This window comes from Cupriavidus sp. (assembly GCF_057315035.1).
This window is the reverse complement of the sequence record NZ_DBHKYV010000021.1, coordinates 75,667-99,971: the sequence shown is the minus strand read 5'-3', so window position 1 is coordinate 99,971 and position 24,305 is coordinate 75,667. Positions and strand designations below refer to the sequence as shown.

20 protein-coding genes are annotated in these 24,305 nt (G+C 64.9%); 4 read left to right on the top strand and 16 right to left on the bottom strand.

What is annotated here, in order from left to right; all coding sequences use genetic code 11:
- Window positions 1–58: 58 nt before the first annotated feature.
- Window positions 59–1,531, top strand: coding sequence for a MocR-like pyridoxine biosynthesis transcription factor PdxR (gene pdxR, locus ACO550_RS23230; RefSeq protein WP_315594430.1), 1,473 nt, complete (start codon window positions 59–61; stop codon window positions 1,529–1,531).
- 78 nt (window positions 1,532–1,609) lie between these two features.
- On the opposite strand, the gene ACO550_RS23225 is transcribed toward pdxR, so the two are convergent.
- Window positions 1,610–2,605, bottom strand: a complete 996-nt coding sequence (locus ACO550_RS23225) for a substrate-binding domain-containing protein (RefSeq protein ID WP_315594429.1) — start codon at window positions 2,603–2,605, stop codon at window positions 1,610–1,612.
- 294 nt (window positions 2,606–2,899) lie between these two features.
- Between ACO550_RS23225 and ACO550_RS23220 the strand changes: the two genes are divergently transcribed.
- Window positions 2,900–4,039: an L-talarate/galactarate dehydratase gene (locus tag ACO550_RS23220; RefSeq protein WP_315594428.1), complete on the top strand. Its 1,140-nt coding sequence runs from the start codon at window positions 2,900–2,902 to the stop codon at window positions 4,037–4,039.
- A 39-nt stretch (window positions 4,040–4,078) separates the two neighbouring features.
- Window positions 4,079–5,035 carry a tripartite tricarboxylate transporter substrate binding protein gene (locus tag ACO550_RS23215; protein WP_315594427.1) on the top strand — a complete coding sequence of 319 codons (957 nt, stop codon included), beginning with the start codon at window positions 4,079–4,081 and terminating at the stop codon, window positions 5,033–5,035.
- A gap of 89 nt (window positions 5,036–5,124) precedes the next feature.
- On the opposite strand, the gene ACO550_RS23210 is transcribed toward ACO550_RS23215, so the two are convergent.
- The 14 genes from ACO550_RS23210 to ACO550_RS23145 form a co-directional block, all read right to left on the bottom strand.
- A complete protein-coding gene (locus ACO550_RS23210) occupies window positions 5,125–6,114 on the bottom strand; it encodes a DUF58 domain-containing protein (protein WP_315594426.1) in 990 nt (329 codons plus the stop codon).
- A gap of 10 nt (window positions 6,115–6,124) precedes the next feature.
- Entirely contained in the window at window positions 6,125–7,105 is a 981-nt protein-coding gene (locus ACO550_RS23205; protein ID WP_315594425.1) for a MoxR family ATPase, read from the bottom strand.
- 14 nt (window positions 7,106–7,119) lie between these two features.
- Entirely contained in the window at window positions 7,120–9,636 is a 2,517-nt protein-coding gene (locus ACO550_RS23200; RefSeq protein WP_315594424.1) for a fused MFS/spermidine synthase, read from the bottom strand.
- Between the two features lie 29 nt (window positions 9,637–9,665).
- Window positions 9,666–11,474 (bottom strand): arylsulfatase, encoded by a 1,809-nt coding sequence (locus ACO550_RS23195; protein WP_315594423.1) that lies wholly within the window; start codon window positions 11,472–11,474, stop codon window positions 9,666–9,668.
- A gap of 32 nt (window positions 11,475–11,506) precedes the next feature.
- Window positions 11,507–12,598: an HAD family hydrolase gene (locus ACO550_RS23190; RefSeq protein ID WP_315594422.1), complete on the bottom strand. Its 1,092-nt coding sequence runs from the start codon at window positions 12,596–12,598 to the stop codon at window positions 11,507–11,509.
- Between the two features lie 67 nt (window positions 12,599–12,665).
- Window positions 12,666–13,859 (bottom strand): formylglycine-generating enzyme family protein, encoded by a 1,194-nt coding sequence (locus ACO550_RS23185; RefSeq protein ID WP_315594421.1) that lies wholly within the window; start codon window positions 13,857–13,859, stop codon window positions 12,666–12,668.
- Between the two features lie 135 nt (window positions 13,860–13,994).
- Window positions 13,995–15,053 carry a BatD family protein gene (locus tag ACO550_RS23180; RefSeq protein ID WP_315594420.1) on the bottom strand — a complete coding sequence of 353 codons (1,059 nt, stop codon included), beginning with the start codon at window positions 15,051–15,053 and terminating at the stop codon, window positions 13,995–13,997.
- The gene (locus tag ACO550_RS23175) at window positions 15,050–16,630 is read right to left on the bottom strand and encodes a vWA domain-containing protein (RefSeq protein WP_315594419.1); all 1,581 of its coding nucleotides are present in this window, start codon (window positions 16,628–16,630) and stop codon (window positions 15,050–15,052) included. Before ACO550_RS23175 ends, ACO550_RS23180 begins: the two co-directional genes overlap by 4 nt.
- Window positions 16,627–17,643 carry a VWA domain-containing protein gene (locus tag ACO550_RS23170; RefSeq protein WP_315594418.1) on the bottom strand — a complete coding sequence of 339 codons (1,017 nt, stop codon included), beginning with the start codon at window positions 17,641–17,643 and terminating at the stop codon, window positions 16,627–16,629. Before ACO550_RS23170 ends, ACO550_RS23175 begins: the two co-directional genes overlap by 4 nt.
- Entirely contained in the window at window positions 17,640–18,128 is a 489-nt protein-coding gene (locus ACO550_RS23165; RefSeq protein ID WP_315594417.1) for a DUF4381 family protein, read from the bottom strand. Before ACO550_RS23165 ends, ACO550_RS23170 begins: the two co-directional genes overlap by 4 nt.
- A gap of 115 nt (window positions 18,129–18,243) precedes the next feature.
- On the bottom strand, window positions 18,244–19,872 hold the full coding sequence (locus tag ACO550_RS23160) for a tyrosine-type recombinase/integrase (protein WP_315594416.1): 1,629 nt from the start codon (window positions 19,870–19,872) through the stop codon (window positions 18,244–18,246).
- Between the two features lie 112 nt (window positions 19,873–19,984).
- Window positions 19,985–21,319: a HAMP domain-containing sensor histidine kinase gene (locus ACO550_RS23155; RefSeq protein WP_315594415.1), complete on the bottom strand. Its 1,335-nt coding sequence runs from the start codon at window positions 21,317–21,319 to the stop codon at window positions 19,985–19,987.
- Complete coding sequence (locus tag ACO550_RS23150; protein ID WP_315594414.1) at window positions 21,316–21,987, bottom strand: response regulator transcription factor; 672 nt, start codon at window positions 21,985–21,987, stop codon at window positions 21,316–21,318. The genes ACO550_RS23155 and ACO550_RS23150 overlap by 4 nt, the downstream gene beginning before the upstream one ends.
- Before the next feature lie 6 nt (window positions 21,988–21,993).
- Window positions 21,994–22,308, bottom strand: a complete 315-nt coding sequence (locus tag ACO550_RS23145) for a PepSY domain-containing protein (RefSeq protein WP_315594413.1) — start codon at window positions 22,306–22,308, stop codon at window positions 21,994–21,996.
- Window positions 22,309–22,486: 178 nt separating this feature from the next.
- Between ACO550_RS23145 and ACO550_RS23140 the strand changes: the two genes are divergently transcribed.
- On the top strand, window positions 22,487–22,627 hold the full coding sequence (locus ACO550_RS23140) for a hypothetical protein (protein ID WP_315594412.1): 141 nt from the start codon (window positions 22,487–22,489) through the stop codon (window positions 22,625–22,627).
- Window positions 22,628–22,643: 16 nt separating this feature from the next.
- Here ACO550_RS23140 and ACO550_RS23135 read toward each other — a convergent pair whose 3' ends face one another.
- Window positions 22,644–24,290: an S-layer protein gene (locus ACO550_RS23135; RefSeq protein WP_315594411.1), complete on the bottom strand. Its 1,647-nt coding sequence runs from the start codon at window positions 24,288–24,290 to the stop codon at window positions 22,644–22,646.
- Between the last annotated feature and the right edge of the window lie 15 nt (window positions 24,291–24,305).

Here is a 24,305-nt window from a genome sequence, read left to right as displayed (position 1 = left end):
GGTTAACTGGAGTAGAGTGTAGGGCCAGTTTATGTGTTTTCCACCAGACCACTTTGCCATGTCCAGAACCGCCAAGGTGCCCGAGATCCCCTTTATTGGCACGCTGCAGCGCGATGCGGGCCCCCTGAGCCGGCAACTGGTACAGGCCATGCGCGACGCCGTGGCACGCGGCGACCTGAAGCCCGGCGAATCCCTGCCGTCCACGCGGGCGCTGGCCGAGGCGCTCGGCGTGTCGCGCGGCACGGTGGTGGATGCCTTCGAACAACTGGTGGCGGAAGGCATTTTCTCGGCACAGCATGGTGCCGGTACGCGTGTGGCGGCAATGGCGAGTGCCCAGCCGGCGCCGCGCCGTCAGCGCAAGGTGGCCAATCTGCCGCCGTCCGCGCAGTCGTTTGCAGCGATTGCCAAGGAGTTCACGGCCTTGCCGCAAGCGCCGTTCGCGGTGTCGGTACCGGCCGGGGCTGCCGCGCCCAACGAGGCATGGCGCAAGCTCGGCAACCGCTTGCGCGCCGGCGGCCTGGCCGCACCGGCGGGCTATGGCGAACCGCAAGGCGCGCTGCCATTGCGCGAGGCCATTGCCGACTATCTGCGCCGGTCACGCTCGGTCCATTGCGATGCGAGCCAGATCGTGATTACCACCGGCACACAGCAAGGCTTGTTCCTGTCGTGTCAGGTGTTGCTCGACCACGCGGATGCGGTATGGGTGGAGAACCCCGCCTATCGCGGCATCACCGCCATTCTGGAAAGCATCGGGCCGCGCGAGCGCATCGTGCGCGTACCGGTCGATGACGGCGGAATCGATGTCGATGCCGGCACCGCCCTTGCCCCCCATGCCCGCGCCGCGTTCGTCACGCCCTCGCATCAGTATCCGCTCGGCATGCCACTCAGCATGGCGCGCCGCAAGGCGTTGCTGGCATGGGCCGAGGCCAACCAGGCATGGGTCGTGGAAGACGACTATGACAGCGAACTGCGCTACGCCGGCCATCCGTTCCCGTCGCTGCAAGGGCTGGCGCCCGAGCGCGTGGTCTACCTTGGCACGTTCAGCAAGATCCTCTATCCGTCATTGCGACTTGGCTATGCGGTGGTACCCGACGCATTGGTCGACGCCTATCTTGGCGCCCGCATCCTGATGGATCGCCATCCACCAACCGCCGACCAGCATGTGCTGGCCGCATTTATCGACGAAGGCCATCTCGACCGGCATATCCGTCGCGTACGCGGCGTTCATGCCGAACGGCGCGCATTCGTGATGCAGACCATCGAAAGCACCATCCCTGCCGATCTGGCATGGCTCCAGCCGTCGGACCAGGGCATGCATCTGGTGCTCTGGCTGGCGCCGGGCATCGACGATCGGCAGGTTGCAAAAGCAGCCGCCGACGTTGGCGTTGCGGTGCGCGCGGTATCGCCGATGTACGCGGACGGGAAAGGCCCGGCGGGGTTGATACTGGGCTTTGGCGGGTTCGGGGATCGGGAGATCGAGGTGGCGGCGGGGAGATTGGGTGGGGTTATTGGCAAAGCTGTTTGCGAGTAGTGGATGGGTATGTCGCATGTTGATGCGCCGGCCCTCTCCCCCGCCCCTCTCCCGCGTGCGGGAGAGGGGAGAGCACAATCACGTCGACTCGCGCTCGACGATGCGGAAGCCCATGTCGATCACTGATTCGGGGACCGTTTCGCCACGGCAGCGTTCCAGCAGCAGGCGTGCGGCGGTCTTGCCGATCATTGCGCCGTCGATCTGCACCGTGGTCAGCGATGGCGCCATATCGGCGGCAAAATCGGCGTCGCCGAAGCCACAGATCGCAAGATCCTCGGGGATGCGCAATCCGCGCGCCCTGGCCTCTTCGATCACGCCTTGTGCAAGCTGGTCCGAACTGCAGAAGATGGCCTCGATGCCGGGGTCCTGTGCCAGCAGATCGCGTAACGCCTGGCGGCCCAGCCCGAGGCTGCTTGGTGATGGCACGCGGGCGGTGGGCACAGCATGGCCCAACGTCGAGAGAAACCCCTCTGACCGGACGGCCGCGCGTTGATCGTCGCCAGTGGCAATGCCAAAGCGCCGCCAGCCCTTGTTAAGGAAATAGCCGGCCACGGCACTGCCAACTTTGAGGTGCGAGAACCCGACCACCATGTCGACCGGGCGGTCACTGAGGTCCCAGGTTTCCACCACTGGAATGCCCGAGCGGCGCAACTGATCGCGTGCGACCTGCGAGTGCACCAGGCCGGTAACGACAATACCGTCGGGGCGTCGGCTGATCATGGTGCTGAGCAGCGCCTCTTCGCGGGCGTGGTCATAGCCGGTCTGCCCAAGGATCAACTGGTATCCGGCCGCGTCGAGCGCATCGGTCAATGCCTTGACGGTCGGGATGAACTGCGCCACAGCGATGTTCGGCACCAGTGCCGCCACGGTCAGGCTACGGCGCGACTTGAGGCCGCCAGCGAGCAGGTTCGGGATATAGCCGGTGGCCTCCACGGCCTGCTGTACGCGGGCGATGGTCTTGGCCGAGACCAGGCCCGGATTGCTGAGCGCACGCGACGCAGTGATCAGCGAAACCCCTGCTTCGCGCGCCACATCGTGCAGCGTGACGGACTTGCGCCCGGATGAATCGGACATGCCAACTCTGGAAAATATTGGATTGGTGCGGGTAAACGACTACGCGATGTGCCCCCGTAGCAGTTGACCCGCCAAAATGACAACGTTAGCATTCATCCCACCTGCTGTGCGAGGCAATTGCCTTGAACCTGCAGCCCGAATGCATTTTCGTTGCCGTTGAGCGCCATTGTTGTGTAAAGAAACGCTGCGGCCCGCATTATAGCAACGCTGTCCGGCCAATTTCTGGCCGTTTTTTGACAACGATGTCATACGATGTCCGAAGTCTGTGATTGTTGATTCAGGATGCTCCAGCCCATGACTACCTCGCCCTCCGCCGACGCCATTACCTCGATTCGCCTGTCGTCCTGCTACCTGCCGCTGGCTACGCCGATCAGCGACGCCAAGGTGCTGACCGGCCGTCAGAAGCCGATGACCGAAGTGGCGATCCTGTTTGCCGAGATCCGCACCGCCAGCGGTCACGAAGGGCTCGGGTTCAGCTACTCGAAGCGTGCCGGTGGCCCTGGCCAGTTCGCGCATGCAAGGGAAATCGCCCCTACCCTGCTGGGCGAAGACCCAAGCGATATCGGCAAGCTGTGGGACAAGCTCTGCTGGGCCGGTGCATCGGTGGGCCGTAGCGGCCTGTCGACGCAGGCCATCGGCGCATTCGACGTGGCGTTGTGGGACCTGAAGGCGCGGCGCGCGGGACTCTCGCTGGCCAAGCTGCTGGGCTCGCACCGTGACTCGGTACGTTGCTACAACACCTCGGGCGGTTTTCTGCATACCCCGCTGGACCAGTTGCTGGTCAACGCCGCGGCGTCGGTGGAACGCGGTATTGGCGGCATCAAGCTCAAGGTCGGTCAGCCGGACGGCAAGATCGACATCCAGCGCGTCTCCGCCGTACGCGAGAAGCTGGGTGATGGCGTGCCGCTGATGGTCGATGCCAACCAGCAATGGGACCGTCCGACCGCGCAGCGCATGTGCCGCACCTTTGAAGCGTTCAACCTGGTCTGGATCGAGGAACCACTCGATGCCTATGACCACGAAGGCCATGCCGCGCTGGCGCAACAGTTCGACACGCCGATTGCCACGGGAGAGATGCTGACCAGCGCCGCCGAGCACTGGGACCTGATCCGTCACCGCGCTGCCGACTACCTGATGCCTGACGCACCGCGCGTGGGTGGTATCACGCCGTTCCTCAAGGTATGTGCGCTGGCCGAGCATGCGGGCCTGATGATTGCGCCCCACTTCGCCATGGAGCTGCACGTGCATCTGGCCGCCGCATATCCGCGCGAGCCGTGGGTGGAGCATTTCGACTGGCTCGAACCGCTGTTCAACGAACGCCTGGAGATCGGCAATGGCCGTATCAAGGTGCCCACCCGACCGGGCCTGGGCCTGAGCATCAGCGAGCAGGCACGTGCGTGGACGCGCGAGCAGGCCGAGTTCGGTACGCATTGAACAGCCAAATCTAATCCAATCAAACAAGAGGAGACAACCATGAAAAAGATGCTGGTATCGCTGTTGCTGGGTGCGACGATGACTGCCGCGCAAGCGGCCTGGCCCGAAAAGCCGGTCACGCTGGTCGTGCCGTTCCCGCCCGGTGGTTCCACCGACAATATCGCGCGCATCCTGAGTGCCAAGTTCCAGTCGACGTTCGGCGGCAGCTTTGTCGTGGATAACCGTCCCGGCGCGGCCGGCATGATCGGCGCCGCCGCCGCCAAGCGCGCGCCGGCTGATGGCTATACGCTGTTCGTATCGTCGCTCGGCCCGTTCGTGATCGGCCCGCACCTGACCAAGAACGCGGGATATGACCCGACCAAGGACTTCGACTACATCAGCGTCGCGGTGCAGGCGCCCAATGTGCTGGCGGTGCCCGCCAGTTCGCCGTACAAGTCGCTGCAGGATGTCATTGCGTTTGAAAAGGCCAATCCGAACAAGATGACCTTCGCATCGGCTGGCAATGGCACCAGCGACCACCTGACCGCCGAACTGTTCTGGCAACAGACCAATACCACCGGCCTGCATGTGCCGTACAAGGGCGGCGCTCCGGCGTTGAACGACCTGCTCGGCAGCCAGGTCGATGCGACGTTCATGAACATCAACACCGCCGTGCCGCATATCAAGGCCGGCAAGCTGCGCCCGCTGGCCATCACCAGCAGCAAGCGTTCGCCCATCCTGCCGGACGTGCCGACCATGGAAGAGCTGGGCTACAAGGGTGTGACGGTCTACTCGTGGCAGGCCATTGCCGCGCCCAAGGGGCTGCCCGCCGATATCAAGGCCAAGCTGTACAACGCCGTGGTGGCCGCGATGAACGACCCGGCGGTCAAGCCGAAGTTGCTGGAACTGGGCTTTGAAGTGGTTGCCAGCACGCCGGAGCAGTTCACGGCGTTCCAGGCATCGGAGTTCCAGCGCTGGAAAAAGGTGATCCAGACCGGCAACATCACGGCAGACTAAACCTGCTCGTAGCCTGTCTTGCTCCCCTCTCCCGCGATGCGGGAGAGGGGCCGGGGGAGAGGGCACGGCGATTCAAATCGCGACCAGTTTCAGAGCGAACCGCCAGCCCTGCCAAGCAAACGGCGCAATTGCGCTGCCGTATCCTCGGCAGCGGACAACGGCAGCAGCGGCACGCCAATGCCCTTGTGCCAGTCCATCAGCGCGGCACTATGCGCATCGGCAAAGCTGCGCACGTTGCGCCGCAGTGCTTCCTGCCCCAAACCAAGCTCGACTTGCAGCTCGCCGTCGCTGACCACCAGATGGCCCGATGGCGGAAGCTCGAGCAGGAAGGGGTCGTAGACCAGCACCGACAATATGTCGTTACGGCCGCGCAGCGCCAGCATCAGGTCACGCGTGGCGGTATCGCCGCCGTCGAAATCGCTGATCACGATTACCAGATGATCATGATGGGCCAGCCGCAGCGCGCGCTGGAGCGCGGCGTTGAGTTGGACCGCGCCACGCCGCGCCGGCGCGTCGGCGCGCAGGCGCTGGTTGTGCCGGGCCAGCTCTCCGAGCAGGTGCAATACGCCATGCCGGCTGCGTTGGGGCGCAACATTGCTTTGCTCGGTGTCGCCAAACACCACGCCGCCGACACGATCGCCGTCCGACAGGATGCGCCACGCGGCCAGCGCGGCTGCTTCGGCGGCCGTCACCGACTTCATGGCGCGCCGGCTGCCAAAGAACATGTTCATGCGCTGGTCCACCACCAGCAGCACCGGCCGCTCCTTCTCCTCGGCATAAATCCGCACATGCGGCTTGCCGGTACGCGCCGTGACACGCCAGTCGATGGTCCGCACATCATCGCCGGGCAAGTAAGGCCGCAGCTCCTCGAAAGCCAGGCCGCGGCCGCGCACGCGCGACCCATGGCGCCCGGACAGCAGGCTATGCACGGGCTGGCGCGTGCGAAAGTGGAAGTCACGTACGCTGGCTTCAAGCGCAGCCAGCGCGGCCAGGTCCACGCTGACGCCGGGCACGGCCTCTGAGGTAGCGGCCGGCGCATCCACATGGGTGCGTGCGCGCGCGGCGGTATCGCTGACCATGGTCGGCTCCCTACGCCACCGCCACGCGCTGCAACAGTCGATCGATCACCGCATCGGCTGCAATCGCCGCTGCGTGGGCCTCATAGGACAGGATCAGCCGATGGCGGAACACATCGTGCACCACGGCCTGTACATCCTCTGGCGTGACGTGGTCGCGGCCGCGCAGCCACGCTATCGCGCGCGCCACCTTGTCGAGTCCGATCGAGCCACGTGGACTCACCCCCACCTGGATCCAGCGTTTGAGCTCATCATCAAAGCGCGCCGCATCGCGCGTGGCTTGCACGAGCGTGACGATATAGCGCTCCACGGGCTCGCTGACGGTTATGCCATGAATCGCTTCGCGCGCGGCAAAGATGATCTCCGGCGACAGGCGCGCTCCGGCACCCTGCCCGCTTGCCGCGCCCCGTGTGGCGGCCTCTTCCGCGCGTGCCAGCCGGACGATCTGCACTTCGGCGGCGGACTCCGGATAACCGACGTTCACGTGCATCAGGAAGCGATCCATCTGCGCCTCGGGCAGCGGATATGTGCCTTCCTGCTCGATGGGGTTCTGCGTCGCCATGACCAGGAACAGCGATTCAAGCCGATGGGTGTTGCCACCCACCGTTACCTGCCGTTCCTCCATGGCTTCCAGCAATGCCGCCTGCACCTTGGCAGGCGAGCGATTGACTTCGTCGGCCAGGATCAGGTTGGCGAACAGCGGCCCCGGCTGGAAGCGGAACTCGCCTTTGCCGCCGTCGGTCACGTAGATGTCGGTGCCGGTGATATCGGCAGGCAACAGGTCCGGCGTGAACTGCACGCGCGACAGCCGCGCATCGAGTTGCCTGGCCAGGCTCTTGATCGCGCGGGTCTTGGCCAGTCCTGGCAGGCCTTCCACCAGTAAGTGCCCGTCCGCCAGCAGGCCCAGCAGCAGCCGCTCGATCATCCGTTCCTGTCCGACGATTGACTCGCCCATACGCGCTTGCAGCGCCAGGATCTCGTCGCGCGCGCTCATGGCATGCCTCCGTCTCAGTGGCCCGGCCGGCCGCCGGTGAACCAGTTGTAGTAAGGGTTGTCGGGGTCCGCACGCATCACTGCCGTGATGTCGCGCAGCCATTCCTCGCGGTCGCCGCGATAGGCGTCGAGCCCGGCGGCATAGAACGTCTGCAGCGTGGCGCGTTCGCGGCGGATGTCCTGGAACAACGCATCGCTGGCGCCGACCAATGGCGGGTCCGACGACAGGTCGATCAGTTCACGCAGCACCGGTGGAAAATCCTGGCGCCGCACCCAGGTCGCATATTCGATGCGCGGACGGTCATCGGTTACGGCCGGCGCATCACCGGCAAACCAGTCCAGCCCCGCGCGATCGGTGACATAGGTGGCCAGCAAGGCGGCGGGCGACGCCACGCCCACCGCACGTAGCGCAGCGGACACCTCGGGCTGGGCAAAACGCGACGCGATGCGTGCGGCATCGAGCGTCACCGGTTGCAGCGATCCAACCAACAGCATCTCGTGCAACTCGGTGGTCCATAGCGTGGCGTGCGGAAACACATCCAGGAAGCTGCGCACCAGCGAGCGCGTGTCGTCGCGGTTCTGGGTAGGCAACGGCAACCATTGCGCCACGATGCCGCCGTCCTGCAAACGCGCCGCAGCCAGCCGATAGAACTCGCGCGAGTAAAGGTTGACCACCCCACTGGCCGATGGTGGCGGCGGCTCCAGCGTGATCAGGTCATAGCGCTGCGAACTCTGCAGCAGCTCGCGACGCCCATCACGCAGGCGCACGTCGATGCGCGGATCGGTGCTTGCGCCATAGTTGCCCTGGAAGCTCGGTACCGCGCGTACCACGGCCGGCAGCAGCTCGGCCACCACGCGCTGCTCCAGGCCTGGATACTGCAACGTGGCACCCGCCGTGATACCGGTGCCAAGCCCGATCACCAGCGTGGCGCGCGGCGTACCGTTGTGCACGATCAACGGCAGCAAGGCCTGCAAGCGCATATAGCGCAGCGACGTCATGGTGTCGCCGGAGTTGGAGACACCCTGGATATAGAGCCGGTGAAAGCGTTGCGACGCCTTGCCCTGCTCCACCACGGCCACCGTGGCCCCACGGCTTTCTTCATAGAACACCAGCGATCCGCCACGCGACTTGGCCAGCAAGGTGGCGAAGCGGTCGGCAGGCGTGGCCACCGCCACGATCAGCGTGATCACGGCCAGCAACGGTACGGCAAACCGCGCGCGGCGTTGTACGCCATCACCAAACGCCACGGCCAGCACCGCGACAAAGCCGCCTGCTGCGGCCAGCACCCCGAGCGTCTCGACCACGCCAAGCCATGGCACCAGCACGAAGCCAGCCAGCACCGAACCGGCGATGCCACCGACCGTATTCAGCGCAAGCACGGTGCCGACACCCGTACCGACGCGTGCGGGATCGACCGACAAGCGCACCACGTACGGAAACGCCGCGCCCAGCAACAGGGTCGGCACGAAAACCACGCACAACGCCGCCACCGCAAAACTGGCACAGGTAGCAGCCAGCAAACTGCCGGTGGCCCCTAGCACGCGCTGCGACACCAACTGCTGTGCGGCCGGTAGCCATTCGCCAAGCCATGCGAATTCAACCAGCGCCGCGAGTCCGGCGCCCACGATCAGCAGCGCAAACATTCCCCAAGGGTCGCTGGTGCGGTCGACGCGCCTGGCCACCATGGCACTGCCGATTACCAGACCGGCCAGATAGGTGGCCAGCATCACCGCAAACGCAAAGGCGCGCGTGCTCATGAACTGGACCATGGCTTGCGACCAGACCACCTCATAGCCGAGCGCGATGCCGCCGGCCAAGGCATAGAGGCCCAGCGCAAGCATGCGCTGGCCAGACCTATGGGAAGCGGTCGCGCCGGCTGTGGGGGCATCACCACGCGTCAACGTCGCACCCCTGCCGAACCACCACGCGCCGAACGCCGCCAGCGCATTCAGCAATGCCGCGGTCACGGCGCTGCCCGTGATGCCGAACTGCGGAATCCAGACGAATGCGGCAAGCAGTGTCCCGACAATCGCGCCGGCGGTGTTTACCGCATATAGCTGACCACCATGCGCGCCCAGTTGCGCACCCTCGGTACGGATTGCGCGCATCAGTGCGGGCAGTGTTCCACCCATCGCGATGGCCGGCAGGCCCACCAGCAATACCGGCAAGGCCCATGCCGCGGCGCCAACGCGCAATTCCAGCCACGCAAAAGGCGCGGCCGCATGAGCCAGGCCCAGGGTTGCGCCAATCGCCAGCACGGCGATCGCGCATTCCAGCCACAGGTAGAGCCGCCATGCCGACGTTGCTCGATCCGCGAGTCGGCCCACTACCCAGCCGCCGAGTGCCAGCCCACCAAAAAACGCGCTGATGCCAATCGTCACGGCGTGTATGTCAACACCCACCACCAGCGACAACTGTTTGATCCACAGCACCTGGTAAACCAGGCCGGCCACGCCGGAAAGGAACAACAACGCCGCAGCCTGCCAGAGGCCGCGGCGCATGCTGGCACGATGCGCATGATTGCGTACCATGCCAGCTCCCAGTTTGCGGCTATTCGCCGTCACTTCTTCTGCTGCTGTTGCTGCTTCTGAAGCTGATCCGCTACCTGACGCTTGATCTTCTCGCTGGCCTGGTCGATGGTGAAACTTGCCGGGATCTGGCTCGGCGGGTAATCAACAAAGGTCTGCAGGAAATTGATCGCGCGGCGGTTGCCCTCGATAAACAGGTACGGATTCTCGGTCTCCAGCTGGTGGTAGAGGTTGGTCGGGCCGGTATCGGCACGTTCGTACGGATCCATCCTCAGATTGAAGTACTTCGGCGCGCGCAGGCATGTGAACGGCTCCTTCCAGACCATGAACCCACCCGGCGCCCGTTGCTCGCAGAAGACCACCTTCCACGCCGTGGGCGTGGTGGCGCCTTGCGTCAACACGTCGTAACGCATGGCTACCAGTTCGGCATCGTCATTGAAGTAATAGAACTCGCTTCGCGCACTCTTGTCGGTCTGTCCAGTCAGCATGGGCAGCTGGTTATAGCCGTCCAGATGGACCTTGAAGCTCTTGCCGCCAAGGCTTGCTCCTTTCAGCAGCCGGTCCTTGACGTCGCCGTCACCAGCAGCCGCAAGCAGTGTCGGGAACCAGTCGAGGCCCGACATCAGACCGTTGCTGACACCGCCGGGCTGGATCTTGCCCGGCCAGCGGATCATCGCCGGCACCCGGTACGCACCTTCCCAGTTCGAATCCTTCTCGCTGCGGAATGGTGTGTTGGCGGCATCGGGCCACGTGAAGAAGTTCGGCCCATTGTCGGTGGTGTAGACCACGATCGTGTTGTTGGTGATACCGGAGTCGTCCAGCGACTTGAGCAGCTTGCCCACGTTCTGGTCCATCTCCCACATGCCATCGGCGTACTCGTGTCCCGCGCCGAGTCCGGCCTTGCCGCGGTTTTCGGCGCGCACATGCGTGAACAGGTGCATGCGCGTGAAGTTCATCCAGACAAAGAACGGTTGCTTCGCATCGGCCTGCTTCTTGATGTAGTTGATCGCGGCGCCGGTGGTTTCGTCGTCGATCGTTTCCATACGCTTGCGGTTCAGCGGACCCGTATCCTCGATCTTGCCATCCGCGGTGCTGTGCATGACGCCGCGCGGGTTGTAGAACTTCAGGAAGTCGGGGTTGTCCTTGGGCCAGTACGGACGCTCAGGCTCTTCCTCGGCATTCAGGTGGTACAGGTTGCCGAAGAACTCGTCGAAACCGTGCTTGGTCGGCAGGAAGCGGTCCTGGTCGCCAAGGTGGTTCTTGCCGAATTGCGCGGTGGCATACCCCAACGGCTTCAATGCCTGCGCGATGGTTACATCACGGTCCTGCAGGCCAACCGGCGCGCCTGGCAGGCCCACCTTCGACAGGCCGGTACGGAACACGGTCTGGCCGGTGATGAACGTCGACCGACCCGCCGTACAGCTGTTCTCGGCGTAGTAGTCCGTCATCATCATGCCTTCGCGCGCGATGCGGTCGATGTTCGGCGTCTTGTAGCCCACCACGCCGTGACTGAACGCGCTGACATTGCCCAGCCCCACATCGTCACCAAAGATCACGAGGATATTGGGCTTGCCGGTCTGCCCGCCCTGCGTACCGGCGGGCGTGGCCGCCACCGGCGAGGCGCCGGCAGCGTCGGGCGCGGATGCCACCGGTGCTGGCGTGACCGGTGTTGCCGGCACCGATGCCGTCGGCGGTGGCGCAGCAGGAGCCGGTGCCTGTGCGGCGGGCGTCTGTGCGGGCTTGTTCTCGTCGGCCTTCTTGCAGCCGGCCACGGCCAGGATCGCAATGACCGCTGCGGTGGTGGCCAGCCTGCGCAGGCGGGTACGCGGTATGGGGCTCATCGATTGCTCCCGTTGTTGTGGACGTTATGCGTTCACGGTTGGGGTCGTGCGGGCGGATAGATCTGCGACCAGTCCTGCTGCATGCTGATGACGGTCCAGCCACGTGCCCTGGCTTCGTCCAGGGCACGGTCGAGCTTGCCGATACCGGACTTGCGGTCATAGGCGAACTCGCGCTCGGCGTCGTCGTGGTGCACCAGCACGGCCAGTCGCGAGCCCGTGCCAGCCATCGTGTACTGCAGCATCTGCAAGTCGCCGTCGGAGTTGCCCACGGCCAGGATCGGCCGTCTGCCGATCTGGCGGTAGATGCCCACTGGCTTGCCGGCGCCATCGTTGATGAATTCAAGCTTGGGGCCGCGTACCAGCGTGGGCTGGCCGCCACGCATTTCATAGGTCACCGACTGTGTGGACCCGACCACCTGTTCCGGCGGAATGCCATACACGCGCTCGGACCACGGGCGCATGAACTCGATGGTGCCGCCGGATACGATAAAGGTCTTGAAACCATTGGCGCGCAGGTAGTTCAGCAATTCGAGCTGAGGCTGGAAGACCAGGTCGGTATAGCGCCGGTTGAACTTCGGGTGGCGCGCGGTATCGAGCCACGCGCGGATCGTGCGATCGTATTCGTCAACCGTCATGCCACTGTTTGCCTGGGCAATCAGCGGCAGCAGGCGCTTTTCCTCGCGCATCAGGCCAGCCATGTCGTTGGCCATGATGGCCTTGAAGGCAGGATTGCTTTTCCATTCGGGATGCTGCGGCGCCGCGGCGCGCACCTGGTCAAGCAGGAAGAAGAACTGGAAGTACAGCGGCTGCTCGCTCCATAGCGTGCCGTCGTTGTCAAAGACCGCAATGCGCTCGGCTGGTGGCACGTACTCGGGCGAGCCCTGCCGCGTAACGCTTTCCACGAAACGGACGATGGTCTGGCGCGACGCGCCGTCACGCCACGACGGCAGTGCAGTGGCGGCACTCGCGGCGTTGGCTGCGCCGGATGGTTGCGTGGCACCCGCCGCGCTGCTGCCCGGTGTCGATGCGCACCCGCCCAGCGTCGCAAGCAGCGACGCAAGCACGACGGCATGTGCGAGCCCATGACGAATACGCTGAACGCTTCCTGCCCCGGCAACTGACATGCGCACGTCTCCTGTCCGTTGGTAGTGTCCGAACTGTCTGCTGCTACTGCTACACCTGCTGCTGTGGCTATTGCCTGATCGATGCCAGTGCCGGCGGCTCGCGCGTGGCCGCCCAGCGGCTGTCATCCATCACCAGCCGGAAGCCCAGGTGCGACATGCTCGTGTAGGGATCGGTACCGCGCCGCGCGCTGGGGCGATAGCTGAGGCAAAAGTCTTCGTTGCACAGGAACGAGCCGCCGCGCGTGACGCGCTTGGGCGCTTTCACGGGCACGCCAGGCTCGGTCGGATCCCATGAGTCGGTAGGCCCCGCCGGGTTCTGTATCAAGGCCGCCACCGTGGCTTCACGCCGGAACTGGTCGGCGCGATACCAATCGGCTACCCATTGCCACGCATTGCCGGTCATGTCGAGCAGGCCATAGCCGTTGGCGGGAAACGTGCCCACCGCGCTGGTACCGGAGGCGCCGCCGGCCTTGGCACTGACCACCGGGAACGGCTGCACCTGCTGTCCCTGCCAGACATTGGCCATCTGCCGGCCATCGGGTGCGAACTGGTCACCCCAGCTATATGTAGCCTGCTCCAGTCCGCCACGCGCCGCGAATTCCCATTCGGCTTCGGTCGGCAACCGCTTGCCGACCCATTTGGCATAGGCTTGCGCATCCTCGTACGAGACCTGCACTACCGGGTGGTTATCCTTGCCGTCGATCGAACTGCCCGGGCCTGTGGGATGCTTCCAGTCGGCGCCGGGGACAAAGCGCCACCAGCGCCAATACTCGCGCAATGGCACCGGGCTATTCGTGCCGACAAACACCATGGCACCTGCCACCATTGCACTATCGGGCGGACGTGGCGTACCGGGCGGCAACTGGACCTTCATGGTCTCCCAGTCCGGCACGCGTTCGGCCGTGGTCAGGTAGCCGGTGGCCTCGACAAACTTGCGGAACTCGGCATTGGTGACGTGATGCTGGTCCATCCAGAAGCCGTTGACGTGTACCTTGTGCGCTGGCCGTTCATTGGCCTGGGACAGCTTGTGGTCGCTGCCCATCAGGAAATCACCGCCGGGCACGTGAACCATGCCACGCGGGCCATTCACGCCATCGCCGGGCTGGATGGTGGTGGCTGCACTCCTCTTGACGTGCGCGGTGTACCAATAAGTCGCGCCGGCGCCGGCCACTGCCATGACCAGTGCGAAAGTCGCCAGCAATGCGTACCGCCGCCTTGCGGTGGAAGCGGCTACCGCCCTGCCGCTCTGCCTCGATCCCATTGACACTCCTTGCGCGTTGCCTCGCAAATGCGCTTTCCGTTGCCGTCAGCCGGACAATCCACCCAAGTATGGGTGGCGACCCCATGCGAGAGGAATGCAATCTTTTGGTTGTTTGATCTGAATGATTTTGTCGCGCTACGGATTCAGCGGCGGTAGGTGCGAACCGTCGTTTGCCCGGGCGTCCGCCTGCCGCACGTGCAGCAGGCGTGGCCCGCGATGCCAGCGCCATGCCGCATAGCCGAGCACGACGGCCAGCGCGGCCAGCCCCGCCATAAGCCGCCAGTCCAGCCAGTCTGGCCAGCTGAACGGTGCGCCGCCGGTCGGTGCCAGTCCGATGCCGGGCGCGGCGCGGCTGACTTCCACCGTCACGGCCGGGGCAGAAGACTGCGCCCGCTTGCCGCTGGCCGGGTCGTACCACGCCACCGATGCGGCCGGCAGCGTAAAGCGGCCGCTGCCTTCGAACACATAGGTGATGGTCTCCACGCGCCGGCCACCGCTAGTGCCTGCCGGCTCGTCACCAGTCGCCGCTACGCCGTCGCGCAGTTGAGGATCGGCGTGGAACTCCTTCACGCCGCGGGTGGCCGCCAATGTGGGCGGTTCGATCATCATTGCCGGGGTGCCCGGCGCGAAGATGGTGATGGTGCGCACCAGCGCATCGCCTGCGCGCAGGTGGGCATCCTTGCCGCTGAGCGGCTGGTCGAACTGCTGGGTGATATGGATGGGTGCGGCCGGAAGCGTCGAGGGAACGTTGGATGCCTGTGCCGGTGCCCCCTGCTGGCCGCCCGCGTGGATCGTGGTGGCGGGCAACGTGACGCTGGCCTCGCGCGGTTTGCCGTCGTCGCCGGCATAGGTAAAGCGGATCTCGGGCGATGGCAGCGTAAAGTCGCCGGCCGTCTGCGGCGTAAACGAGTAGGTCTTGCTGATACCTGCATAACTGACGCCATCGATCGATTCGGTCGAGTTTGCGGCGCGCTCATCCGGCATGGTTACCACGGCACCCGGCACCTGCAACGATGGAAATGCCGGCGCCGACAGAAAGAAATTCGGTGCCAGGATCGTCACTTCGATCTGTAGCGACTGCCCCGCCACCACGGGCTGCTGCCCGATAACCTTGATGCGGATGGTGGGCTCCGCTGCCCACGCCGTGGCGCTCACGCATACCAGCAAGGTACCCAGCCAGTGCACGATCATCATTTGGCCTCCTGCAGTGCAAACTTGCGCGCCAGCATTTCGGTGGGTGAAGTCTGGATCGCACGCATCCACATGTCGGCGTTCTGCTGGATCAGCCCCTGCTGCGTCTTGTCACCATCGGGCGGCGGAGGCGGCTTGCTGGCATCGAGCTCGATCTTGTCGGGTTTCAGGTCCGGTGGTTCCTCATCACCCTTGTCCTGGTTCTGCTTTTGCTGCAGCCGTTGCTGCACCAGCGCCAGGTTGCGTTGCGCAGGTTGCCAGCCGGGGCGCTGCTGTAGCACCAGGCGGTAGTGCGCCACCGCCTCCTTGTACTTCTGCTGCTGCGCCAGTGCATTGCCGAGGTTGAACTGCGCGTCCGTGGTGTTGATCAGTTCGAATGCGCGCGCGGCATCGGCGAATTTTCCGGCGCGATAGTAGGCCACGCCGCGCCACATCGGATCATCGAACAGTGTGGCGGCAGCGTCGAAGTCGCCACGCTCGAATGCGCGGCGCCCTTGCTGGTCATGCGTGAGCCACAGGTCTACAAAACGCCATGGGCGCGCCGCCGCAGTGGCTTGCGCCTGGACATCGGTCAGTGGCATGCCAAGCGCCATGGCCACCGCCAGTCCGGCAATCCAGCGGATGGTCCAGCCCTTGCGGAACCAGAGCAGTGCCAGCAATGCAACGGGGATGGTCAGTGGCCAGCCGGCGTCGTGCCAGCGCAAAGTGTCCTGCGAGCTGGACTGTTCCAGATGTGACTGGACGTGACGCTGCACCCACGCCACGTCGTCATCGCTATCGGGCGTCAAGGTCGCCACCGCAACGCCGGCATCGCGCAACCGGTGCAGTGCCGCGGCATCGAGCCCCGGTGCCGACCCGTCTCCCTGCTTGAGCGGGCCGCCGGCCTCGGTGCCGATTGCCAGCACCACGACCTGGGTGTGCGGATCACGCTTGCGCAGGCTTTCGGCCGCCGCCGGTTCGACGCCATCGGTCAGCAGCAGGATCGTGCCGGGTACCGGTTCCTTTGCCATGGCAGCGCCAATGGTGCGCAGCGCCAGCCCGGTATCCTTGCCCGGCACCGGCATGATGCGGGTCTGCAGCGCATCGGCAAAGGTCTGCAGCAATGCCGCGTCTTCGGTCAGCGGCAGCACCAGGTGCGTGGACCCTGCGTAGACGTACAGGGCGGTACGTCCGCCGTCACGATGGGCCAGTAGCGCCTTCAACTTGAGCTTGGCCCGCTCTAGCCGCGTGGGCGTGACGTCGATCGCGTTCATCGTGGGCGTCAGGTCGACGGCAATTGCGAGCGGCGCCTTGTCGGCCAGGAATGGCGGACGCTCGCGCTCCCATGACGGACCCGCCAGTGCCAGCGCGCCCAGGGCCAGCGCCAGCGTGGTCAGGTGGACCGGACGCAGCGCACGATGGCGGCGTTCGCCGACGATCAGCGCGTCAAGCAGATGCGGTGCGATGGTGCCGCGCCAGCGACGCCGTACATCGCCTTGCCGATTCACAGCCCACGGCAGCCATATTGCGACGAACAGCATCAGCAGCCACCATGGCCGCAGGAAATGGAACTGCGCGATAGCGTGGAACCAGTCGCTCATGCGGCAGGCTCCTTGCGCGCAGCTGGCAGCGGCGCGCGCGCTACCCACCTTGCGTAGCCGGCCATCGCCAGTTGGTAGGCCATGATCAGGAGCATGGCCGCGCCAAGCGGCCACATGAACAGCTCACGCCGCGGCCGCCAGCTCAGCTTCTTTTCCCGGTGCGGCGTCACCCGGTCAAGCGTGGCGTAGATCGAGGCCAGCGCGGTCTGGTCGGCGCCAAAGAAGTAGCGTCCGCCGGTGGTGCTGGCTATGCGCTGCAGCGTATCCAGATCCACCTTCTGTTCACCGGTGGCGGCCGGGTCGCCAATGCCGACGGCATGCACGATCACGCCACGCGCCTTGGCAATGGCCGCCGCCTGCACTGGCGGCATGCGGCTGGCGGTATCGTTGCCATCGGTCAGCAGGATCAGCACCTTCTCCGCGGCATGGCTATTGTCGAACAGCTTGATCCCGAGTCCGATCGCATCGCCCAGCGAGGTACTGGCGCCTGCCATGCCTGGCACCATATCGTCGATCAGGGTGCGAACCAGCGCATGGTCGAGCGTGAATGGAGCCAGTGGATACGGCGCATCGCCGAATACGATCAGGCCGATGCGGTCCCCAGGGCGATGGGCAACGAAGTCACTCACCACCTGCCGCACGGCCTGCACCCGCGCTTCCACCGCGCCCGAGGGATCCTTGAAATCGCGGGTGTCCATCGATTGCGACAGGTCGAGCGCCAATAGCAGGTCACGCACCGGCTCGGTCTTGTAGATCGGCGGTTCCAGAAACTGTGGACGTGCCAGTGCTACCACCACCAGCGCCCACACCAGTGGTGCCAGCAGGTGTTGGACGAGGTTGCGACGCGGCACATGGGCGCCAGCGGCAGGCTGCAGTCCCGCTGCGTCGGCCACCTCGCCAAAGAATGGCAGGCGCACCGAGGCGCTCGCTTCACGATATGGCGGCAGCCGCCACCAGACCAGCAGGGGCAACGGCAGGAGCACGAACAGCCACGGGTAGGCAAAGGCGATCATGGCACCGGCGCCTGGTGTCCGGCTATCCAGCGCCGGCAAGCCACTGCGGTGGCGTCAGCCTGCTGCGCGGGCCATTGTGTCAACGCCACGGCGCCGCGATATTCGCTTTCCAGCAGTACCGCCAGCGGCGCCACGGCATCGCCGGCCTTGCCGGCATGGGCTTGCAGGAAGTCACGCCATGCCGCGCCCGAAAGCTCGGCCACGGCCTCGCGCGGCCACGCTGCCAGCACGGTGCGCTTGAGTAGTTCCGCCAGAGCCAGCAGCGCCTGCACACGTGGTGCTCCATCGCTACGCAGGGCGGCCTGCAGCCGCGCCAGTTCCGCCAGTGCTTCGCGCCGATAGCGATTGGCCCGCCAGTGACGCCATGCGCGCCAACCCAGCCATAGCGCCGCACCGAGCAGGCAAATGCCCAGCACCAGCCAACCCGCCGTCCGGGGTAACCAGGCAGGTGGCAGCGGCAAGACGATATCGGCCAGGTCGTTCACCGTCGGCAATCTCCGTCGCAATGCCAAAGGCTGGCATGCCCGCAGGTTAGCGCGTGGTGTACGGAAACCGAATTAAACGTTTTAGTCGAGCCAATTGAACGATTTCGGCGGCAACTCAGCCAGCATCCGTGTCCAGATATACCGCCGTGGTGCTGACCGACGCATGGCCAAGCTGCTTTTGCACGGCCTTGCGCGTCACGCCACGCGCGAGGGCGTGGGCGCCGGCTGTATGCCGCAGCCAGTGCGCGCTGGCCTGCGCGAAATGCGTGGCGCCTTCGGCATCGTCGCCTTGCAGTGCCTGGCCCGCGTGCGTGAAACAGCGCTTCCAGATGGCGGCGACCTGTGCCACCGATAGCGGACCGTCATCACCGCCTTCCTTGATCCGGCCAATCAACGGCGTAGCGGCCGGTAGCCGCTCCACATCGCGACCGAGACCACGCGCCTCGGTATGGTTGCGTAGCGCATCGATCGCCGTTTCCGGTAGCGCAATCGTGCGTGGCCGTGTGCCGCTGACGGTGAGCGTCCATCCATCGGCAAAGGAAAGGTTGCCGACGGTGGCTTGCGCCTGCTCTGAAATGCGCAGCCCCGTGGCATAGGCCAGCCGCAGCATGAATAGCAACCGTGTGGTGCGTGGATCGACGTCAGGCAGCGTGGCGACGAAAGTCTTCAGGTATTGCCATTGCGCGCGGCTGAAACTGCGGTCCGCCTGGATGCGCGGCGGCGTGCCGTCTGGCCGAGCCACCGTTGCGAACGGATTTGCCGTCAAATGCCCTTGCTCGACCAGCCATGCGCAGAGCGCTTTCAGAATCTTGCTGGCGTGGCCAATGCTCGATGCCGATAGCGGGCCTTCGAATGGGCGCCAGTCGTGCCGGTCACGCGGTGTGCCGCGTGGGCCCACCCATTGCGTGGCAGGTTGTGGATCGGCAAGGAAAGCCTGATAGGCGTGGCAGTCTTCCGCCGTGAGCGCCGCAAGCGTCTTGCCTCGCGCGAACACGGCCCACAGCAGGAAACGTTCAGCCTGTGTGCGATAGGCACGCCATGTGTGACTGGTCTCGGGCCGATAGCCTTGCAGCCAGGACTGGATGGCCGCTGCATCGGCTTGCGCGGCGCGGCCTTGTAGCGATTCAAGCGGCGCCACGGCCACTGGCCGATGCGCCATGCCGGTTGCCATCGACTGCTCAGCGAGCCACGCCTCGATCTGGCGTGCCGTGGTCGCGCCAATTCCAGGTGCTGCGCGATACCAGTTTCGCAGATCGTCGGCTACGGCCTGCCGCAGGGTGCCCAACGTCGGCCATCCTGCAGTCACGAGCTTGTTGGCGATGGCAGGCGCGAACCAGCCGGCCACCGCGTCGCCGGGTGCGGGCCGCGTCAGCAGCAACGGCTGCAGCGCGTCGAGTGCGCGTAATAGCTTGCGCTGACGCGTCTGGCGCGTAGCCACGCTTTCGTTCGCCGGAGGCTGGATCATCGCCAGCCAGGATTTTTCCGTCAGGATCGCGGCTTCGCCATCATGGCGCGGCCGCGTGGCTAGTCTTTTGACACCACGCACCAGTTCGCTTTCGATCCAACCCAGCATCGTGCGCGCCTGCCGCAGGTCAAGCCCAGGCGACAGGTAGCGACTGGCCAGCCGCCCCAACTCCAGCCCTTGGAGGTAACCTCGGTAGTAGGCAAAGTGATGCGGTCCGAGCAGTTGGGCAGGCGCGACCGGCGGACGCTGGCGCCGACGGACAGGTGTGGCATTGGACAAGGCGGTAATACAAAAACGGCGAAGGGCGCGATGATATCCCAATCTGTTTGCTCCCCTCTCCTGCTCGTAACACCGCTCCCCTCTCCCGCGCGCGGGAGAGGGGAGCAAACCCTCAGCATGCGGTCGTCATTGGAAACCGCAAACTCACCGACAGCCCACCCAGCGGTGACGTCCCCAGTTCGAACACGCCGCCATACAGCGCACTGACATCGCGCACGATGGCCAGGCCCAGTCCGCTGCCTTCCACCGATTCGTCGAGCCTGGCAAATGGCTGCACGGCCTGGGCCATGACGTTGGCCGGCATGCCGGGACCGTCATCGTCGATGCGGATCTCCACGGTGTCCGGATGCCGAGCCAGGGTTACGTGAATCGCGCCGCGTGACCACTGCCAGGCGTTGTCGAGCAGGTTGCCCAGCATCTCCACCAGATCCTGCCGGTCGCCTGGAAAGTCGGCCGAGCCATCGATACGGACCTCGATCGGATGTTCCGCATGCAGCCGCGTCAGTGCACGTACCAGTTCCTCCACCGCCGGGCGGATGGCCACCTTGCCGCGTGAAGCCCCGCTCGCCCCCGCAGCGCGGGCACGGGCCAGATGGCGATCCACCTGCTGGCGCATGGCGTTGACCTGTTGCGTGACACCTTGCGCTGCTGGCGCAGGCAGCGAGGCGGCACTATTGGCCAGGATTGCCAGCGGCGTCTTGACCGCATGCGCCAGATCCGCTGCCTGGCGGCGCGATCGTTCAACGGCTTCGTGATTGCGCTGCAGCAGCACGTTGATCTCATCGACCAGCGGCTGCACTTCCGGCGGCCACGTGCCAGGCAGCGTCGGTTCGCGCTCCGCATGCAGGCGGGCCACCGCAGCGCGCAGTTGTGACAGCGGTGCCAGCCCGAAGCGGATCTGGGCCCAGACCGCGCCAAGGATGCCAAGTCCCAGCACGCCGAGTGACAGCCAGAGCAGATGCCGGAACGAACGCTTGGCCTGGCGCAGCTCGGTACGATCCAGTGCCACCGTGATATCGACAAACCCGTCAGCACCGGCCAGTTGCAACCGGCGGGACTTGACCAGCAATGACTGGTCCTTCGGTCCGATGCGGATATCGGCATCGCCATGGCCCACCTGCCGCTCGACCACCGTCGGGATATCGATGTCCCACAGCGAGCGCGAGCGCAAGGTCTGGGTGCCCGAGCTGGCCTGCCAGTAGGCACCCGAGTACGGCAGGTCGAAGCGTGGATCGGCGGGCTGCCGCGTAAGTTCAAGCTGACCGTCGGCGCGCCACTCCAGCGCAGCGGCAAGACTGGTGAGGTCGCGGTCGAGTTCGGTAATATAGGTGCGGTCGACATGCCGGCCAAACAGCGTGTCGAGCAACCAGCCGGTGGTACATAGCGTGCCCGCGATCCATAGCGTGGCAATCACCAGCAGCCGACGGGCAATCGAAGTGCGTTTCATGCAGCCCCGGCCGGCGCGCGCATGCGGTACCCAAGGCCTCGCACTGTCTCGATGACATCGACGCCGAGCTTTTTGCGCAACCGCCCCACGAAGACCTCGATCGTATTGCTGTCGCGATCGAAATCCTGCGCATAGATATGCTCGGTCAGCGTGGTCTTGCTGATGATGGTGCCCTGGTGGTGCATCAGGTAGTCAAGCACCTTGAGTTCATGGGCGGTCAGCGTGATCGGGGTACCGTTGACACTGACCTGCCCGGTCCCGGGCACCAGCAGCACCGGTCCGCATGACATCGTCGGCGCAACACGGCCGGCCGAACGCCGGATCAGCGCGCGAATCCGCGCCAGCAGCTCTTCGGTACGAAACGGTTTGGTCAGGTAGTCGTCGGCGCCGGCGTCGATGCCCTCCACTTTCTCGACCCAGCTGTCGCGCGCGGTCAGGATCAGCACGGGAACGTTGTTGCCGGCCTGCCGCCAGCGCCTGAGCACGGTCAGGCCGTCGAGCCGGGGCAAACCCAGGTCGAGCACGATGGTGTCATAGGGATGTTCGCGGCCCAGATGTTCGGCGTCGATGCCATCGGCGGCATGGTCCACCGCATAACCGGCCTGGGTCAGCGCCTGCGAGAGCTGGTCGGCCAGCGTGCTTTCATCTTCGACTAGCAGGATGCGCATGGATGATCAGGGCTTGCGTGCGCGGTCGAGATCATGGCCCTTGGCCTTGAGCAGCTTCGCATCGCGTGCGTCGTATTCGAGCTTGGCGATGGTGCTGGTAGGCAGCAGCAGCTTGACCTCGTACTTCCAGATGCCATCGTCGCGATCGAGCTTGACGTCGATCACGTCACCGGCGTACTGGCGCGAGACGGTTTCCAGGATGCGCGACAGCGGCAGGATCTCGCCGGACCGCAATGCGGCGCGGGCACGGTCCGCATCAGTGTCGGCATGCGACACGCTGGCGGTGCCAGCCGCACCGAGCACGGCCAGCAGCAGCAACATTCGGGCGCCAGCACGCAGCAAAGCGTTAAGGCGGAATGGGAAGAAACGAGAAAGGGGCGCAGCAGTCATCGGCAGCATTGTCCGGCAAGCAAGCTGAACGGTACCTGAACGGATTGCTCAGGCGCCATTCAGGTTCCCCGGCGCATGATGCCCTCAAGATTCCCACAACATCGGCACCATGTCACGCTCGAACCCATCTCCCTGGCTGCATTCCTCAACGCTACGCAGCCTTGGCGCCGGCCTGGCCCAGCTTGCACCGCTGGCCGTGGCCATGGCCGCTTCCGCCCTGCCCTTCTGGTTCCATACGCTGGGCCGCTAGGCTGGGCGGACCCCGCTTACGATCCGACCGTCACGAACACCGGGTTCGAATAGAACCACAGGTCGTTATAGTTGCGCGCATTGATCGCGTTGAAACGCGCAGTGTCCTCGGTCACCGTGGTCTTCAGGTCGGGCAGCGGATTCCCGTTCGACGTTTCACCGGCCACGTTCATGCCCAGGTTGGTGCCGCGCAGGCGGAAGTACTGGTTCTTCGTCGCCGTATAGGTATAGGTCACGCTGTTATACCCATCCTTGTCGAGCTTCCAGTCGGCCGACGTAAACGTGGCGATGACCTTGGTCGAATCGTTGGTTTCCTTGCTGTAGCCCGGCGTACCGGCGGCCGCGCGCGGCGTGACATCGCCGGCAATCAGGTCGATATGATCGACGACCGGGCGCATGTTGACGTTGACACCGCCATTGATCGGATACTGGTAGTTGTTACGATCCGGGCTCTTGAAGCGGATCGTCACCGTTACCGTTTCGCCTGCCTTCGCCTTCAGCTCGCCCCCCATCTCGCTCTTGCTGGCGCCACTGGCAAGGTTGAAGTCGAGTGCGTTGATCAGGTCACCGAACACCGAGAACATCCGGCCCGAGCGTACGCCTTCGAGCACGCCCTTGATACCGGTGTTCTGGTTGTCGATCCACACATAGGTCCTGGCGTACTCGCCCGGGAAATAGCCGCTGCTGTTGGCCCCGATGGTCTTGAAGTGATGGTCGGAATTGCCCACGTTCCAGAAACGGCGGCCGTCACCCAGCAGCGCATCCCAAATACCGCCGACTTGCGCCACCACATAGTCCACGCCACCGTAGACGCGGTTCTTCAGGTTGGCATCGACATAGGCCGTGGTGTACCCACCGCGGTCCGGCTCCATCTGGTTGCCGACCATGCCTTCCACGGCAAATACGATCTTCGGCGCCGTGTCGTTGAACTCGCGATAGTCCGCCGCGGTGTACTTGCCGGTATTGCGCGACGGATGGTTGATCAGCGCGTAGCTGCTATCCGGATAGTTGTCGCGCAGCCACGCCACGGCCTTGACGGCGTCGGCATGGGTCGTGAATGCCCGCGCGCCGGTGGCATTCCAGTTGGCCACGTCCACCGCGTCGAACTGGGTATCGGGACGATTCGTGAAGTAGTACTCGAACTGGTTGGCAGCCTTGGCCGCGGTGCCCAGCGGTGCGCCCGTGAAGATGCCCACGTTCATATGGTCATGCGTCGGCATGTCCCATTCGAAGGCCGAAAAGATCAGCTTGCCGGTGTAGCTGCCATTGACCTGCAACTGGCGTACCGCCGGCATTTCATACTGGGCCATGGCTTGCGAGAACGGCAGCGGGCCGCCAACGATGGCCGTGCCGTTCTGGTCGCGCGTGGATACGCGCAGGTGATTCGAGATCGCGGTCCAGTCGAGATTATTGGTGACCATGGCCTGGTCTAGCACGTCGACGAGTTTGCCCTGGGCATCGTCCGATTCGATCGTATGGACATGCAGGTCGCCGGTGGTCCATTTGCCGGTGACCTCGGCGGCCGGCGTGGACGGCGCGGTCGGCTGGGTGGCAGGCGGCGTGGTCGTATTTGTGGTCTTGTCGTCGCTGCCGTTGCAGCCGTAGAACGACAATACGACGGTCATGGCCGCCGCAGCGCTGATTGCAGACTTGATGTGACGCATGAAACTTCCCTGATA

Bases quoted from the DNA above. Each gene is read 5' to 3' on its own strand.
- ACO550_RS23140 (WP_315594412.1), top strand. From the start codon at position 22,487: ATGTCACGCTCGAACCCATCTCCCTGGCTGCATTCCTCAACGCTACGC.
- ACO550_RS23200 (WP_315594424.1), bottom strand. From the start codon at position 9,636: ATGGTACGCAATCATGCGCATCGTGCCAGCATGCGCCGCGGCCTCTGG.
- ACO550_RS23205 (WP_315594425.1), bottom strand. From the start codon at position 7,105: ATGAGCGCGCGCGACGAGATCCTGGCGCTGCAAGCGCGTATGGGCGAG.
- ACO550_RS23135 (WP_315594411.1), bottom strand. From the start codon at position 24,290: ATGCGTCACATCAAGTCTGCAATCAGCGCTGCGGCGGCCATGACCGTC.
- ACO550_RS23220 (WP_315594428.1), top strand. From the start codon at position 2,900: ATGACTACCTCGCCCTCCGCCGACGCCATTACCTCGATTCGCCTGTCG.
- ACO550_RS23195 (WP_315594423.1), bottom strand. From the start codon at position 11,474: ATGAGCCCCATACCGCGTACCCGCCTGCGCAGGCTGGCCACCACCGCA.
- ACO550_RS23190 (WP_315594422.1), bottom strand. From the start codon at position 12,598: ATGTCAGTTGCCGGGGCAGGAAGCGTTCAGCGTATTCGTCATGGGCTC.
- ACO550_RS23215 (WP_315594427.1), top strand. From the start codon at position 4,079: ATGAAAAAGATGCTGGTATCGCTGTTGCTGGGTGCGACGATGACTGCC.
- ACO550_RS23150 (WP_315594414.1), bottom strand. From the start codon at position 21,987: ATGCGCATCCTGCTAGTCGAAGATGAAAGCACGCTGGCCGACCAGCTC.
- ACO550_RS23155 (WP_315594415.1), bottom strand. From the start codon at position 21,319: ATGAAACGCACTTCGATTGCCCGTCGGCTGCTGGTGATTGCCACGCTA.
- ACO550_RS23225 (WP_315594429.1), bottom strand. From the start codon at position 2,605: ATGTCCGATTCATCCGGGCGCAAGTCCGTCACGCTGCACGATGTGGCG.
- ACO550_RS23185 (WP_315594421.1), bottom strand. From the start codon at position 13,859: ATGGGATCGAGGCAGAGCGGCAGGGCGGTAGCCGCTTCCACCGCAAGG.
- ACO550_RS23210 (WP_315594426.1), bottom strand. From the start codon at position 6,114: ATGGTCAGCGATACCGCCGCGCGCGCACGCACCCATGTGGATGCGCCG.
- ACO550_RS23170 (WP_315594418.1), bottom strand. From the start codon at position 17,643: ATGATCGCCTTTGCCTACCCGTGGCTGTTCGTGCTCCTGCCGTTGCCC.
- pdxR (WP_315594430.1), top strand. From the start codon at position 59: ATGTCCAGAACCGCCAAGGTGCCCGAGATCCCCTTTATTGGCACGCTG.
- ACO550_RS23180 (WP_315594420.1), bottom strand. From the start codon at position 15,053: ATGATGATCGTGCACTGGCTGGGTACCTTGCTGGTATGCGTGAGCGCC.
- ACO550_RS23175 (WP_315594419.1), bottom strand. From the start codon at position 16,630: ATGAGCGACTGGTTCCACGCTATCGCGCAGTTCCATTTCCTGCGGCCA.
- ACO550_RS23145 (WP_315594413.1), bottom strand. From the start codon at position 22,308: ATGTTGCTGCTGCTGGCCGTGCTCGGTGCGGCTGGCACCGCCAGCGTG.